The following is a 14,932-nucleotide window of genomic DNA, read 5'->3' as shown; positions in this document are numbered from 1 at the left end:
CGGGTACCTCTCGATCGAGACAGTTGTGTTCTGCACATGATGCCTCGAGCATCCCCGGGCCCGAGGCATCGCGTCGAACAATCGGCCTAGCTGCGGTGCGCGCGCAGGTATTCCAGCGCCTTGTCCGCGTGGGCCTCGAATCGCAGCTCACTGGAGAAACTCTCGAGGACCTTGCGGTCGGTACCGATGACGAACGTCGCGCGCTTGACCGGGGAGAGCTTGGCGAGCAGGCCGCGCTTGACCCCGAATGCGGTCGCGACGGCACCGTCCTCGTCGGAGAGCAACGGATAGTCGAACGATTTGGCGGCGGCGAACTCGGCCTGCTTGGCGACCGCGTCGGCGCTGATGCCGACCCGGGTGGCACCCACCTCGGCGAATTCGCCTGCGAGATCGCGGAAATGGCAGGCTTCGGCGGTGCATCCGGGGGTGAATGCAGCCGGGTAGAAGAACAGCACTATCGGACCGTCGGTAAGCAATTCGGTCAGCGTTCGCAGCTTTCCGGTCTGGTCCGGCAGGGAAAAATCGGGAACGAGCTCGCCTGGTTTCATGGTCGGCAGGTTACCGCGCGCGAGGGTGTCGCCGCCGAACCTGGGAGGATGGGGTCATGCACGGCGAGACGACTCCCCACACGAGCCCCACCGAGACCGCATCCATGGACGCCGCACCCATCGACGCCCAACCCACCGATGCCGCGGACTCGACCACGTCCCGGGAGGTGTTCCGCCAGCTCGCCGCCGAGCATCGAGTGGTGCCGGTGACGCGAAAGGTGCTCGCCGACTCCGAAACTCCGTTGTCGGCGTACCGCAAGCTTGCCGCCGACCGACCCGGAACGTTCTTGCTCGAATCCGCGGAGAACGGGCGGTCGTGGTCGAGATGGTCGTTCATCGGTGCGGGTGCGCCTGCGGCGCTGACGGTGGTCGACGGCGAGGCGGCGTGGCGCGGCAACGTGCCCGCAGGTGTCCCGAGCGGCGGTGACCCCCTCGACGTGTTGGCTCGAACCTTGGAGCTACTCCATTCCGAGCGCGTGCCGGGCCTGCCGCCGTTGACCGGCGGAATGGTCGGATATCTCGGATACGACTCGGTGCGGCGCATCGAGAAGCTGCCCGAACATGCGCAGGACGACCTCGGCATCCCCGAGATGGTCATGTTGCTGGCCACCGATCTGGCGGCCGTGGACCATCACGAAGGATCGATCACCCTGATCGCGAACGCGGTCAACTGGAACGGCACCGACGAGCACGTCGACCGGGCCTACGACGACGCGGTGAGTCGCCTGGACCGGATGTGCGCGGATCTGTCCGAGCCTGCTGCGTCGACGGTGTCGGTCTTCTCCAAGTCCGCGCCCCGTTTCCGCAGGCAGCGGACATCGGAGGGATTCGGTGCCGATGTCGAGCGGCTGGTCGAGGAGATCGAGGCCGGTGAAGCGTTTCAGGTGGTGCTCTCGCAGCGCTTCGAGATGGACACCGAGGCGTCTCCTCTCGACGTCTATCGCATGCTGCGGGCCTCGAATCCCAGCCCGTACATGTATCTGATGCACGTGCCGGGGGAGAACGACGAGACGGCGTTCTCGATCGTCGGATCCAGCCCCGAAGCTCTCGTGACGGTGAAGGACGGTCTCGCGACCACGCACCCGATCGCCGGTACGCGCTGGCGCGGTGCCTCCGAGGAGGACGACGTGCTGCTCGAGAAGGATCTGCTGGCCGACGAGAAGGAGAACGCGGAGCATCTGATGCTCGTCGATCTCGGTCGCAACGATCTCGGCCGAGTGTGTGCTCCCGGGACGGTGCGCGTGGGCGACTACCGCCATATCGAGCGCTACAGCCACGTCATGCACCTGGTGTCGACGGTGACGGGACGGCTCGCCGAGGGAAAGCGGGCTCTGGACGCAGTCAAGGCGTGCTTCCCCGCGGGCACGCTGTCGGGTGCACCCAAGGTGCGGGCAATGGAACTGATCGACGAGCTCGAGCCGACGCGGCGTGGCATCTACGGCGGCATCGTCGGCTATCTCGACTTCGCCGGGGACGCCGATACCGCAATCTCGATTCGCACCGCGCTCATCAAGGACGGCACGGCGTACGTGCAGGCCGGTGCCGGAGTCGTGGCCGACTCGGTAGCGGAATACGAGGACGACGAAGCGAGGAACAAGGCCATGGCCGTGCTGAGTGCCGTCGCAGCAGCCGAAACGCTGCGTGAGGTCGGTGGCCGATGACCGAACGCTCCGGCGGCCGCGGATCGGCCGTTCTGCCTGTCGTGCTGCTCGTGGTTGCGGCCGCATGCCTGTGGGGTGCGTCCAGAATGACGTGGGTGAGCGTGACGTCCTCCGACGGTCTCGGCGAGAGCCGGACCGACGATCTCGTCGGCAGTACCTGGGCCGCCGCCACGACTCCTCTCGCCTTGGTGCTTGTCGCTGCTGTGGCGGCCTCGTTCGCGGTGCGCGGGTGGGCATCTCGGGTTCTGGCGTTGCTCATCGCGGTGGTTGCGATTGCTGCGGCGATTCCGGCCGTTCGGCTACTCGCCGCGGGGGCTTCGGACTCGGAGGCGGCTGCGCTCGCCGAGCTCCCGGCTCGTGCCGAGGTGACGATGACGACGGCATCGACACTACCCGCGCTGATCACGCTCGCAGGGGCCCTGTGTGCGTTCGCGGCGGCTGCCCTGTCGATTCGGAAATCTTTTGGCCCACAGGTACTCTCGTCCAAGTACGCAGCTCCGGCTGTGCGGCGCGACGAAGTGGCTCGCCGGGCCGCTGGAACCACGTCCGCCGTGGGTGCACAGGACGAGGGTGAAGACCTGACCGAGCGCATGATGTGGGACGCGCTCGATGCCGGTGAAGACCCTACCGACGAGTCCGGTACCCGGCGTTCGTCGGATTGATTCGGCCCTCTACGCTAGGTTCCGACCTCGATGAGATTCCTCACATCGAATGTCGACGCTCAGAAAGGACTGGGGCACCATGACTGTTCTCGACTCGATTCTCGACGGTGTACGAGCCGACGTCGCCGCGCGCGAATCGGTGATCGATTTCGCTGCGGTGAAGGCAGCAGCGAAGCTGGCCCCGGCACCTCTCGACGCGGCGGCTGCCCTCCGCGAGGACGGCATCGGCGTCATTGCCGAGGTCAAGCGTGCGAGCCCGTCCAAGGGCGCGTTGGCCGACATCGGTGATCCTGCGGTGCTCGCGCGTGCCTACGAGCAGGGTGGCGCTCGCGTCATCAGCGTGTTGACCGAAGAGCGTCGATTCCGGGGATCGCTCGCCGACCTCGACGCGGTGCGAGCCGCAGTCTCGATTCCTGTGCTGCGCAAGGATTTCATCGTCGGTCCGTACCAGATCCACGAGGCCCGAGCCCACGGCGCGGACGTCATCCTGCTGATCGTCGCAGCCCTGGAGCAGGACGCACTCACGTCTCTTCTCGATCGCACGGAGTCACTCGGCATGACGGCACTCGTCGAGGTCCACACCGAGGCCGAGGCCGATCGCGCACTCGAGGCGGGTGCCAGCGTCATCGGTATCAACGCCCGCAACCTCAAGACCCTCGAGATCGATCGCGACAGTTTCGGCCGTATCGCGCCCGGCCTGCCCAGTGAGATCATTCGCGTTGCCGAGTCGGGAGTGCGGGGCACCGCCGATCTTCTCGCGTACGCCGGAGCCGGTGCCGACGCAGTGTTGGTCGGAGAAGGTCTGGTCACCGCGGGCGATCCGCGCACTGCGGTCTCGGACCTGGTGACGGCGGGCACGCACCCGTCGTGCCCCAAACCCGCACGCTGAACCGGCACCCCACCCGAACGCGGCGACGGTCCGCCGTTGGGGCACACTGGAGCGGTGAGCACCAGCCAAACTTCTTCCGCCGCGGACGCCCCTCAGGTAGTCCGCTTCAAGGGCGCTGATCTGCCGCAGAGCAGCATCGGCCTCACCGATCGCAGCGCGCACGAGCCCGACGTGGGCGGTCACTTCGGCGTGTACGGGGGCAGGTTTGTGCCCGAGGCGTTGATGGGTGTGATCGAGGAAGTCACCGCCGAGTACGAGAAAGTGCGCAGCGACAACGAGTTCCTCGGTGAGCTGGATCGGCTGCAGCGCGATTACACCGGTCGCCCATCTCCGGTGTTCGAGGCGACCCGGTTGTCCGAGCATGCCGGTGGCGCTCGGATCCTGCTCAAGCGAGAAGACCTGAATCACACCGGTTCTCACAAGATCAACAACGTGCTCGGGCAAGTTCTGCTCGCGAAGCGAATGGGCAAGACTCGTGTCATCGCAGAGACCGGTGCCGGTCAGCACGGCGTCGCGACCGCCACAGCCTGTGCCCTGATGGGTCTCGACTGCGTCGTCTACATGGGTGAGGTCGACACCGAGCGCCAGGCCCTCAACGTCGCCCGGATGCGTTTGCTCGGGTCGGAAGTCGTCGCAGTGAAGTCCGGTTCGCGCACTCTCAAGGATGCGATCAACGAGGCACTGCGAGACTGGGTCACCCACGCCGACAACACTTATTACTGCTTCGGAACCGTCGCGGGGCCGCATCCGTTCCCGGTGATGGTCCGCGATTTCCAGCGCATCATCGGCCTCGAAGCGCGGCAGCAGGTCCTCGCGTCCACCGGCCGCCTGCCCGATGCCATCGCGGCCTGCGTCGGCGGCGGGTCCAACGCCATCGGCATCTTCCACGCGTTCATCGACGACGCCGATGTGCGTCTCGTCGGGTTCGAGGCTGCCGGCGACGGAGTCGAGACCGGTCGTCACGCGGCGACCATCAGCGGTGGTACGCCTGGAGCCCTGCACGGTGCCTACTCGTACCTGCTGCAGAACGAGGACGGCCAGACCGTCGAATCCCATTCCATCTCAGCAGGATTGGATTATCCCGGGGTCGGACCCGAGCATTCGTACCTGCACGACATCGGGCGCGCCGAGTACCGCGGCGTGACGGACACCGAGGCGATGAACGCCTTCAAGCTGCTGTGCCGCACCGAGGGCATCATCCCGGCCATCGAATCGTCGCACGCCATCGCAGGCGCACTCACCCTCGGCAAGGAACTGGGTGAAGGTGCCATCATCCTGGTCAACCTGTCCGGTCGCGGCGACAAGGACGTCGACACCGCAGCCGAGTGGTTCGGCCTGATCGACGGAGACGGCGAAGCGAACGTGGACGACGAAGCAGGTATCAAGCCATGAGCAACAACGACTCTCGCCTCTCCGGGACGTTCGCCCAGTGCCGTGCCGAAGGGCGCGCTGCACTCGTCGGATACCTGCCCGCCGGCTTTCCGACCGTCCCCCGGTCGATCGAGGTCTTCAAGACCATGGTCGATGCCGGGTGCGACATCGTCGAGGTCGGCATCCCGTACTCCGATCCGGTGATGGACGGCCCCACGATCCAAGCTGCTGCAGACGTGGCGCTGCGAGCCGGTGCCCGGGTCAAGGACGTCTTCGCCGTCACCGAGCAGGTCGCAGCCGCGGGTGGCAAAGCGGTCGTCATGACCTACTGGAATCTGGTGCTCAAATTCGGCATCGAGAATTTCGCCCGGAGCCTCGCCGATGCGGGTGGACTCGGAATCATCACTCCCGACCTGATCCCCGATGAGGCTCAGGAATGGATCGAGGTCTCGGATCGGTACGGACTCGACCGAATCTTCCTCGTCGCACCGTCGACGACGGAGGAGCGACTCGTCAGCACCGTCGAAGCCAGCAGCGGCTTCGTCTACGCCGCCTCGACGATGGGCGTGACCGGTGCCCGCGACGCGGTGTCCTCGATGGCACCGGCGTTGGCGGCGCGTATCCGCGAGCATTCCGACATTCCGATCGGCGTCGGTCTCGGCGTTCGGTCGGGCGCACAGGCTGCCGAGATCGCGAAGTATGCTGATGCGGTCATCGTCGGCTCGGCTTTGGTGACCGCTGTCGACAACGGTCTCGACGCGGTTCGTGACCTGACGACCGAACTCGCCGAGGGTGTCCGCTCCGCTAACGTAGCGTCGTGACTTCGACCGCCTTCCTGGCCTACATTCCCAGTCCCGCGCAGGGGGTGTGGCACGTCGGACCGCTCGCGCTCCGTGCCTACGCCCTGTTCATCATCATCGGCATCGTGGTGGCCGTGGTGTGGGGAGATCGCCGGTGGGTCGCTCGCGGCGGAACCAAGGGCACGGTCCTCGACGTCGCCGTGTGGGCCGTACCTTTCGGGCTTCTCGGTGGCCGGCTGTACCACGTGGCCACCGACTGGAAGACGTACTTCGGTGCCGGCGGTCGGCCGATCGAGGCGCTCTACGTGTGGAACGGCGGCCTCGGAATCTGGGGCGCGGTGTTCCTCGGCGGAGTCGGCGCGTGGATCGCGTGTCGTCGACGCGGCATCCCACTCCCGGCATTCGGTGACGCGGTAGGCCCGCCGATCCTGCTGGCCCAGGCAATCGGCCGCATCGGCAACTACTTCAACCAGGAGCTCTACGGTCGCGAAACCACGCAACCGTGGGGTCTCGAGATCTACGAGCGACTCGATGCGAACGGCCGGCTCGATCCTCTGAACGGCGTCTCCACCGGGATGGTCGAGAAGGTCGTCCACCCGACGTTCCTCTACGAACTGTTGTGGAGCGTCCTCGTCGTCGTCCTCCTGGTACTCGTCGATCGGAAGTACACGATCGGCCACGGTCGATTGTTCGCGCTCTACGTGGCCGGATACTGCGTCGGTCGGTTCTGGGTGGAACTCATGCGAGACGACTTCGCGACGAAGATCGCCGGCATTCGCGTGAACACTTTCACTTCGGCAATCATCTTCGTGCTGGCCGTCGCCTACTTCGTTCTCGCCACCAAGGGTCGCGAAGACCCAGCGGCATTGAAGTCGAACGACGACGACGGTCGCGACAGCGAAGACAAGACGGGTGACGAGTCCGCCGACGGCGATCCGCAGGAAGGCACGGGCGAGACATCGTCCGAGAAGAAAGCCGAGGAAGAAGGCAGTACCCGTGGTTGATTTCGAGAAGAGGGCACACCCCGACCCTGCTGATTCGGGCGGCGGCACCGACAAGTCGGCCGGCTCTTTCGGTACACCGTTCGACTACGACGCAACGGCCGAGGCGTCGCTCTCCGAGCCGCCCGCGACATCCGAGTCTGCACCCTCGCACGGTCCCGCCGGTTCTACCGGACCGGGCTGGGACACCTATTCGGGTATCGGCAACGGGCCCGGCTGGTCCAGTACTCCCAGCTATCCGGCCCCCAGCCCGGACGGAAGTATCGACAATTCGATCGGTGGCCTTCCGCCGTCCGCCGGTTACCCGACACCGGGATCCGAGTACCAGGGATACGGTCAGCCGGGATACGGCCAACAGTCGCCCTACGGTCCACCACAGGGGTACGGCCAGACCGGGGGATACGGCCAACAGGGGTATGGCCAGCAGGGGTACGGCCAGCACTCGGGCTACGGCCAGCAGTCGGGCTACGGCCAGCAGTCGGGCTACGGCCAGCAAGGGTACGGCCAGCAGGGTTACGGCCAGCAGGGGTATGGCCAGCAGGCCTATGGCCAAGCACAGGGCTTTTCGGCCGGGCCCGGTTTCGGTGTCGGACCCGACGCGCCGTACGGGCGGGATCCGGTCACCGGTGAACCGTTGTCGGACAAATCGAAGATCGTCGGTGGACTACTTCAGCTGTTCCTGGGCTGGCTCGGCGTGGGTCGTTTCTACATCGGTAGCACCGGAATCGGCGTCGCGCAGTTGCTGCTGTTCTTCTTCGGCGTGCTGCTGACCGTGGTGTTCGGTCTCGGCTTGATTCTGTTGTTCGGACTGTTCGTGTGGCATGTCGTGGACGCCGTGCTGATTCTCGTCGGCAATGTTCCCGACAGTCGCGGGCTCAAGCTGCGAGACTGATCGATCTACCCGTAGCGCGTCGTCGAGGGAGTTCGTTGTGAGTGATTCAGGTACATCGTCATCGGACGGATCGACACCGGGCGGAGCGGCGGGAGACGGCTCGGGGTCGGAGCCCACCATCTCGTTCGAGAAGAACGCGGCACCGGGTCCGGTGTACGGCGCTCCCGACCCCAGCTACGGTCCGCCGAATTGGGGCAGTGATCCGTACGGCGCGTCCGGAGGTGACGACCGTGGCTCCGGTGCACCGGATGGTCCACCGCCCGGTGCGGGTTACCCGCCGCCGCCGTTTCCGGGCGGCGGTCCCCAATACGGCGGTCCCCAATACGGCGGTCCCCAATACGGCGGTCCCCAATACGGCGGTCCCCAGTACGGAGGACCCCACTACCCAGGCCCCCAGTACGCCGGTGCCCCTGGTTGGGTGGATCCGAGCGCTCCTTACGGACGGCATCCCGTCACCGGGGAACCGTTCTCGGACAAGCAGAAGCTCACTGCCGGGCTGCTGAACATTCTGCTGGGAGTTTTCGGGGCAGGACGCTTCTATTTGAATCAGCCGGGAATCGCGGTGGCGCAGATCGCGGTCACGTGGCTCACGTGCGGCATCGGCGGTATCTGGCCGCTGATCGACGGGATCATGATGCTCACGGGCAGCGTGCGCGATGAACACGGGCGCCCCCTGCGCGACTGAGCCCAGTGCCGTTCGCGATTGCATCGTTGCGATCGGCAACTGATACGATTCCGCCATCCGAGAGCGATCTCGGATTCTTTCGCGGGCCAGAGCTGTCCCGGTGAATTCCCGATAGGCATCGAATTCGGTCGATCCGGCACTCTATGTCGGTTCGGGCGACCAGCCGGCGGGGTAGCCGAGGCTCACAGTGCAGCGTGTCGACACTGCGCCATCCGAAGCACCCACCGGTCTACGTGGAGGTGATCGTGGTGTTGTTTTCTCGGATGCCTGCCGAGCAAGGACTGTACGACCCGAGCGCGGAGAAGGACTCCTGCGGCGTCGCGATGATCGCGGACATCGCCGGACGCCGTTCGCACTCGATCGTGTCCGACGGTGTTCTGGCACTGGAGAATCTGGAACATCGTGGTGCTGCCGGTGCCGAGCCCAACAGTGGTGACGGCGCGGGCATTCTGATCCAGCTGCCCGTCGAACTTCTCGATTCGTTGTCGTCGTTCGAGTTACCGTCGGCCAACGGCGACGGCGAGAACACCTTCGCGGCGGGTGTCTGCTTTCTGCCGCAGGGCATCCGTGAGCGCGGGTCGGCCGTGCAGCGTGTCGAATCCATTGCAGCCGAAGAGGGTCTCGAGGTGCTGGGTTGGGTTCCGGTCGAGGTCGATCCGGATCGCGCCGACGTCGGACTGACGGCGCTCGGATGCATGCCGTACATGAGCTATCTCTTCGTCGCGGCCCCCGAGGTCGACGGTTCACGTCCGGCCGGTCTCGAACTCGACCGATTGGTGTACGGGCTGCGTAAGCGGTCGGAGCGCGTCACCCCGGAGATCGAGGCAGAGGGCTCGGGCCTGTTCTTCCCTTCGCTGTCCTCACGCACCATCGTCTACAAGGGCATGCTCACCACCATGCAGCTGCCCCTGTTCTTCCCGGAGCTGCGTAACCCGTTGTGTACGAGTGCAATTGCCATCGTGCACAGTCGCTTTTCCACCAATACCTTCCCGTCGTGGCCGTTGGCGCACCCGCACCGCTACGTCGCGCACAACGGAGAGATCAACACGGTCAAGGGCAACAGGAACCGGATGCGCGCTCGGGAAGCAATGCTGTCCAGCGATCTCATCCCCGGTGATCTGGAGCGGCTCTTCCCCATCTGCAATCCCGACGCCTCCGATTCGGTGTCGCTCGACGAGGTGCTCGAACTGCTGCATCTGGGCGGCCGGAGCGTTCCCCACGTCGTGATGATGATGGTGCCGGAGCCGTGGGAGAACCATCGCACGATGGATACGCGGGTACGGGCGTTCTATCAATTCCACTCGTCGATGATGGAAGCGTGGGACGGTCCGGCCTGCGTCACGTTCACCGACGGTAGCTACGTCGGGGCCGTTCTCGATCGCAACGGTCTGCGCCCCGGTCGGTGGTGGCAGACGGCCGACGGTCGGGTGATCCTCGCCAGCGAGGCAGGTGTCCTGGACGTGCCGCAATCTCAGGTCGTCGCCAAGGGTCGCCTCGAGCCGGGCAAGATGTTTCTGGTCGACACCGTCGCCGGGCGTCTCGTTCCCGACGAGGAGATCAAACTGCAACTGGCGCAGGAACATCCGTACCAGGAATGGCTGCACGCCGGATTGCTGGAAATCAAGAGCCTGCCCGAGCGCGCCCACATTCAGTACAACCACGAGTCCGTGATTCGCAGACAGATCGCCTTCGGCTACACCGAGGAAGATCTCCGCGTCGTGCTCACCCCGATGGCCGCCTCCGGGGGCGAGCCACTGGGATCGATGGGGACCGACACCCCGTCCGCGGTGATGTCCCAGCGATCTCGTCAGCTGTACGACTACTTCATCGAACTGTTCGCGCAGGTCACGAACCCGCCACTCGACTCCATCCGAGAAGAGATCGTGACGTCGTTGTCGCGAGTGATGGGACCGGAGCAGAATCTGCTCGAGCCCACCGCCGCGTCGTGCAGGCAGATCGTGTTGCCGTGGCCGGTGCTCGACAACGACGAACTCAACAAGATCATCCACATCGACGACGACGGTGATCATCCCGGTCTGTCGGCGATCGTGCTGCGCGCACTGTACGAGGTCGAGCGTGGTGGGGAAGGTCTGGCCGAGGCCATCGAAGAACTGCGCATGCGGGCATCGGAAGCCATCGCTGCCGGCTACCGCACGCTGATCATCTCCGATCGCGATTCGGACCACACTCGGGCACCGATTCCGTCCCTGCTGGCCACCTCTGCTGTGCACCACCACTTGGTGCGCACCAAGGAACGCACCAAGGTCGCTCTCGTCGTCGAGTCCGGCGATGCACGAGAAGTGCACCACCTGGCCTTGCTGATCGGATTCGGTGCGGCGGCGGTCAACCCGTACCTGGCCATGGAGTCGATCGAGGACCTGGTCGGCGAAGGTGAGCTCACCGGGGTCGAACCCACTGTCGCGGTGCGCAACTACCTGTACGGGCTCGGCAAGGGCGTGCTCAAGGTCATGTCCAAGATGGGAATCTCGACCGTCGGGTCCTACACCGGCGCACAGGTTTTCGAGGCGGTCGGTCTCGATCGCGAGGTCGTGCGCGAGTACTTCAAGGGCACCGTCAGCAAGCTCGGCGGAGTCGGTCTCGACGTCCTCGCCGAAGAGGTCAAACTCCGTCACCGGAAGGCATACCCGGAGAATCCTACCGACCGTGTTCACCGCCGCCTCGAGATCGGCGGCGAGTACCAGTTCCGGCGTGAGGGCGAACTCCACCTGTTCACTCCCGAGACGGTGTTCCTGTTGCAGCACGCAACACGCACCGGTCGCTACGACGTGTTCCAGAAATACAGCGACGAAGTGAACCGGCTCGCCCGTGAGGGGGGCGCACTCCGGGGCCTGTTCGAGTTCAAAGACCATGTGCGCACGCCTGTTCCGCTCGACGAGGTGGAGCCGGTCGAGTCCATCGTCACTCGGTTCAACACCGGCGCGATGAGCTACGGATCCATCTCTGCCGAGGCGCACGAGACCATGGCCGTTGCGATGAACAATCTGGGTGGGCGCTCCAACTCCGGTGAGGGCGGAGAGGACGTCGATCGCCTCTACGATCCGAGCCGGCGCAGTGCCGTCAAGCAGGTCGCGAGTGGACGGTTCGGGGTGACCAGCGATTATCTGGTCAACGCCACCGACATTCAGATCAAGATGGCGCAGGGTGCCAAACCCGGTGAGGGCGGGCAGCTGCCCGGTTACAAGGTGTACCCGTGGGTGGCCAAGACTCGGCACTCGACGCCCGGGGTCGGCCTGATCTCCCCGCCTCCGCACCACGACATCTATTCCATCGAGGATCTCGCGCAGTTGATCCACGATCTCAAGAACGCCAACGAGAACGCGCGCGTCCACGTCAAACTCGTCAGCTCGGTAGGAGTGGGCACGGTGGCCACGGGAGTGAGCAAGGCGCACGCCGACGTCGTACTGATCTCGGGATACGACGGTGGCACGGGCGCGGCTCCGTTGACGTCTCTCAAGCATGCCGGTGCGCCCTGGGAAATCGGGCTGGCCGACGCCCAACAGACGTTGGTGCTCAACGGACTTCGCGATCGCATCACCGTCCAGTGCGACGGCGGAATGCGCACCGGCCGTGATGTGATCATCGCGGCGCTGCTCGGTGCCGAGGAATTCGGGTTCTCGACGGCACCTCTGATCGTCGCGGGATGCATCATGATGCGGGTCTGCCATCTCGACACCTGCCCAGTGGGTGTCGCGACTCAGAACCCCGAACTGCGCAAGCGGTTCACCGGCAAGCCCGAGTTCCTCGAGGACTTCTTCAGGTTCGTCGCCGAGGATGTGCGAAAGTACCTCGCGCAGCTCGGGTTCCGCAGCATCGACGAGGCCGTCGGCCACGCAGACGTGCTCGAGACCGCGGCCGGCGTCGCACATTGGAAGAGCAAGGGACTCGACCTCACACCCATCTTCGCGATGCCGGTGGATCGACACGGCGCGCCCATGACGCAGCGTCGACGCCTACGCGATCAGGACCACGGCCTCGATTTCGCGCTGGATCGCACGCTGATCCAGCTGGCCGAGGGGGCATTGGAGGACGCACATCCGGTCACGCTGGAGCTGCCCGTGCGCAACGTCAACCGCACGGTCGGAACACTTCTGGGGTCCGAGGTCACGCGACGCTACGGCGCGGCCGGGCTACCCGACGACACGATTCGCGTGTCGTTCACCGGCTCTGCCGGGCAATCGCTCGGTGCATTCCTGCCGCCCGGAATCACGATCGATCTCGTCGGCGACGCGAACGACTACGTGGGCAAGGGCCTGTCGGGAGGACGCATCGTCGTCCGACCGGCCGAGGACGCACCCTTCGTTGCCGAGGACAACGTCATTGCCGGAAACACGATTCTCTACGGAGCCACGTCGGGGGAGGTGTACCTGCGCGGTAAGGCGGGGGAGCGGTTCGCCGTGCGCAACTCCGGAGCCGTTGCGGTCAACGAGGGCGTGGGAGATCACGCCTTCGAGTACATGACGGGCGGACGGGTTGTCGTGCTCGGGCCGACCGGACGCAACATGGCGGCCGGCATGTCGGGCGGTATCGCCTTCGTTCTGGGTCTTGACCCCGCGGACGTGAACACGGCAATGGTCGAGTTGCAGGTTCCCGATCCGGACGATCTGGTGTGGCTGCGCGAGACGGTCGAGAACCACGAGCGCTGGACCGGCTCCACCGTCGCGGCATCGCTGCTCGCCGACTGGCCCCGCCGATCCGCTCTGTTCACCAAAGTCATGCCCGTCGACTATCAGCGAGTGCTGGAGGCGACACGAATGGCGCGCGCCGAGGGGCGCGACGTCGACGCTGCGATCATGGAGGCTGCACGTGGCTGATCCACAGGGATTTCTGAAGGTCGTCAAGCGTGAGGCCGCCAAGCGTCCTATCGACGAACGGGTCAGGGACTGGAACGAGGTGTACTCGGATCAGCCCAGCAGCGAACGCGCAGCTGAGGTCTCGGAACAAGCGCGCCGCTGCATGGATTGCGGAATTCCGTTCTGCCACTCCGGAACTGCCGGATGCCCGCTGGGCAACCTGATTCCGGAATGGAACGATCTCGTGCGCCGCGATCGGTGGGACGCGGCCAGTGATCGGTTGCACGCCACCAACAACTTTCCGGAGTTCACCGGACGAGTGTGTCCGGCTCCGTGTGAATCTGCCTGTGTCCTGTCCATTTCCGAGGCCGCCACCGGCGGAAGTGTGACGATCAAGCGGGTCGAGCAGACCATCGCGGACCTGGCCTGGGAACAGGGCAGCGTCGTTCCCCAGCCTCCGACGATCACCACCGGTAAGCGAGTGGCCGTCGTGGGTTCGGGTCCGGCGGGGCTGGCTGCGGCGCAACAGCTCACCAGGGCCGGGCACGATGTCACCGTGTACGAGCGCGACGATCGGCTCGGTGGATTGCTTCGATACGGAATCCCCGAATTCAAGTTGGAGAAGTCGGTGCTCGATCAGCGGCTGATGCAGATGCGGGCCGAGGGCACGCATTTCGTCACCGAGTGCGAGGTCGGCATCGACTTCACCGTCGAGCAACTGCGCGCGAGCTTCGATGCGGTCGTGCTCGCCGTCGGCGCTTTGCGGGCTCGCGACAATACCGAGGTGATCGGCCGCGAACTCGACGGCATTCACCTCGCGATGGAGCATCTGGTGCCGTCGAACAAGGAATGCGAGGGCGACGGGCCGACGTCGATATCCGCTGCCGGCAAGCATGTGGTGATCATCGGCGGCGGAGACACCGGGGCCGATTGTCTCGGCACGGCTCACCGTCAGGGTGCCGCGTCGGTCACTCAGCTCGACTACAACCCTGCTCTTCCCGGTGCCCGTGACGACGGCCTTTCGCCATGGCCGTCGTGGCCGTTGGTGCTTCGGACGTCGCCTGCTCATGCGGAGGGTGGCGTCGTGCGTCATCAGGTCGCGGTGCAGCGATTTCTCGGCGACGAGCGCGGACATGTGCGCGCCATGGTGCTCGCCGAGGTCGAGGTGCAGCGCGACGCGGACGGGCGACGCATCGTGACGCCCATCGGTGAAGAGGTCGAATTGCCCTGTGATCTGGCATTGTTCGCCATCGGATTCGAGGGTGTCGAACACGGACCGCTGCTCGACGACTACGGCCTGGCGCTGACCAAGCGCGGCGCGTTGTCGTGTGGTCCCGATTGGCAGACGACGGCCCCGGGTGTGTTCGTCTGTGGGGATGCCCACCGCGGTGCGTCGTTGGTCGTGTGGGCGATCGCCGAGGGGCGTTCGGCTGCCAACGGGGTCGACGCTTACCTCACCGGACACTCGGAATTGCCGTCCCCGGTACACCCCACGGCACTGCCTCTGGCGGTGGTGTGACACTCGTCTCTGTACCGGTACAGGTGCTTTCAGCAGCGGCCCGGCGAGGCTACCCGTCGGTAGTATCCGGCCGGGTTCCTCTGCGATAGAGAA

Annotated in this window: 11 protein-coding genes; 10 read left to right on the top strand and 1 reads right to left on the bottom strand. The window is 65.5% G+C overall.

Going from position 1 to position 14,932, the window contains the following annotated elements:
* Positions 1-86: 86 nt before the first annotated feature.
* Positions 87-548 carry a peroxiredoxin gene (locus tag VF34_RS07920; protein ID WP_027497283.1) on the bottom strand — a complete coding sequence of 154 codons (462 nt, stop codon included), beginning with the start codon at positions 546-548 and terminating at the stop codon, positions 87-89.
* Between the two features lie 104 nt (positions 549-652).
* Between VF34_RS07920 and VF34_RS07915 the strand changes: the two genes are divergently transcribed.
* From VF34_RS07915 to VF34_RS07870, 10 genes are all read left to right on the top strand, one after another.
* On the top strand, positions 653-2,209 hold the full coding sequence (locus tag VF34_RS07915) for an anthranilate synthase component I (protein ID WP_228139413.1): 1,557 nt from the start codon (positions 653-655) through the stop codon (positions 2,207-2,209).
* Positions 2,206-2,871, top strand: coding sequence for a TIGR02234 family membrane protein (locus VF34_RS07910; protein WP_027497281.1), 666 nt, complete (start codon positions 2,206-2,208; stop codon positions 2,869-2,871). Before VF34_RS07915 ends, VF34_RS07910 begins: the two co-directional genes overlap by 4 nt.
* A 79-nt stretch (positions 2,872-2,950) precedes the next feature.
* Positions 2,951-3,760, top strand: a complete 810-nt coding sequence (gene trpC, locus VF34_RS07905) for an indole-3-glycerol phosphate synthase TrpC (RefSeq protein ID WP_027497280.1) — start codon at positions 2,951-2,953, stop codon at positions 3,758-3,760.
* A 120-nt stretch (positions 3,761-3,880) separates the two neighbouring features.
* Complete coding sequence (gene trpB / locus VF34_RS07900) at positions 3,881-5,152, top strand: tryptophan synthase subunit beta (protein WP_045841352.1); 1,272 nt, start codon at positions 3,881-3,883, stop codon at positions 5,150-5,152.
* Entirely contained in the window at positions 5,149-5,952 is an 804-nt protein-coding gene (gene trpA, locus VF34_RS07895; RefSeq protein ID WP_032374327.1) for a tryptophan synthase subunit alpha, read from the top strand. Before trpB ends, trpA begins: the two co-directional genes overlap by 4 nt.
* A complete protein-coding gene (gene lgt / locus VF34_RS07890) occupies positions 5,949-6,935 on the top strand; it encodes a prolipoprotein diacylglyceryl transferase (RefSeq protein ID WP_032374326.1) in 987 nt (328 codons plus the stop codon). Before trpA ends, lgt begins: the two co-directional genes overlap by 4 nt.
* Entirely contained in the window at positions 6,928-7,824 is an 897-nt protein-coding gene (locus VF34_RS25700) for a TM2 domain-containing protein (RefSeq protein WP_045841245.1), read from the top strand. The genes lgt and VF34_RS25700 overlap by 8 nt, the downstream gene beginning before the upstream one ends.
* Before the next feature lie 37 nt (positions 7,825-7,861).
* A complete protein-coding gene (locus VF34_RS25545; RefSeq protein WP_052063030.1) occupies positions 7,862-8,509 on the top strand; it encodes a TM2 domain-containing protein in 648 nt (215 codons plus the stop codon).
* Positions 8,510-8,772: 263 nt separating this feature from the next.
* Complete coding sequence (gene gltB / locus VF34_RS07875; protein ID WP_371828228.1) at positions 8,773-13,341, top strand: glutamate synthase large subunit; 4,569 nt, start codon at positions 8,773-8,775, stop codon at positions 13,339-13,341.
* Positions 13,334-14,839, top strand: a complete 1,506-nt coding sequence (locus VF34_RS07870) for a glutamate synthase subunit beta (RefSeq protein ID WP_027497275.1) — start codon at positions 13,334-13,336, stop codon at positions 14,837-14,839. Before gltB ends, VF34_RS07870 begins: the two co-directional genes overlap by 8 nt.
* Positions 14,840-14,932 lie beyond the last annotated feature (93 nt).

Origin of the sequence: Rhodococcus sp. PML026 (assembly GCF_000963615.1) — a bacterium.
GTDB classification, from domain to species: Bacteria; Actinomycetota; Actinomycetes; order Mycobacteriales; family Mycobacteriaceae; genus Rhodococcoides; species Rhodococcoides fascians.
This window is presented reverse-complemented; position numbering and strand designations above follow the sequence as displayed.

Bases quoted from the DNA above. Each gene is read 5' to 3' on its own strand.
- VF34_RS07910 (WP_027497281.1), top strand. From the start codon at position 2,206: ATGACCGAACGCTCCGGCGGCCGCGGATCGGCCGTTCTGCCTGTCGTG.
- trpC (WP_027497280.1), top strand. From the start codon at position 2,951: ATGACTGTTCTCGACTCGATTCTCGACGGTGTACGAGCCGACGTCGCC.
- VF34_RS07915 (WP_228139413.1), top strand. From the start codon at position 653: ATGGACGCCGCACCCATCGACGCCCAACCCACCGATGCCGCGGACTCG.
- VF34_RS07920 (WP_027497283.1), bottom strand. From the start codon at position 548: ATGAAACCAGGCGAGCTCGTTCCCGATTTTTCCCTGCCGGACCAGACC.
- gltB (WP_371828228.1), top strand. From the start codon at position 8,773: ATGCCTGCCGAGCAAGGACTGTACGACCCGAGCGCGGAGAAGGACTCC.
- trpA (WP_032374327.1), top strand. From the start codon at position 5,149: ATGAGCAACAACGACTCTCGCCTCTCCGGGACGTTCGCCCAGTGCCGT.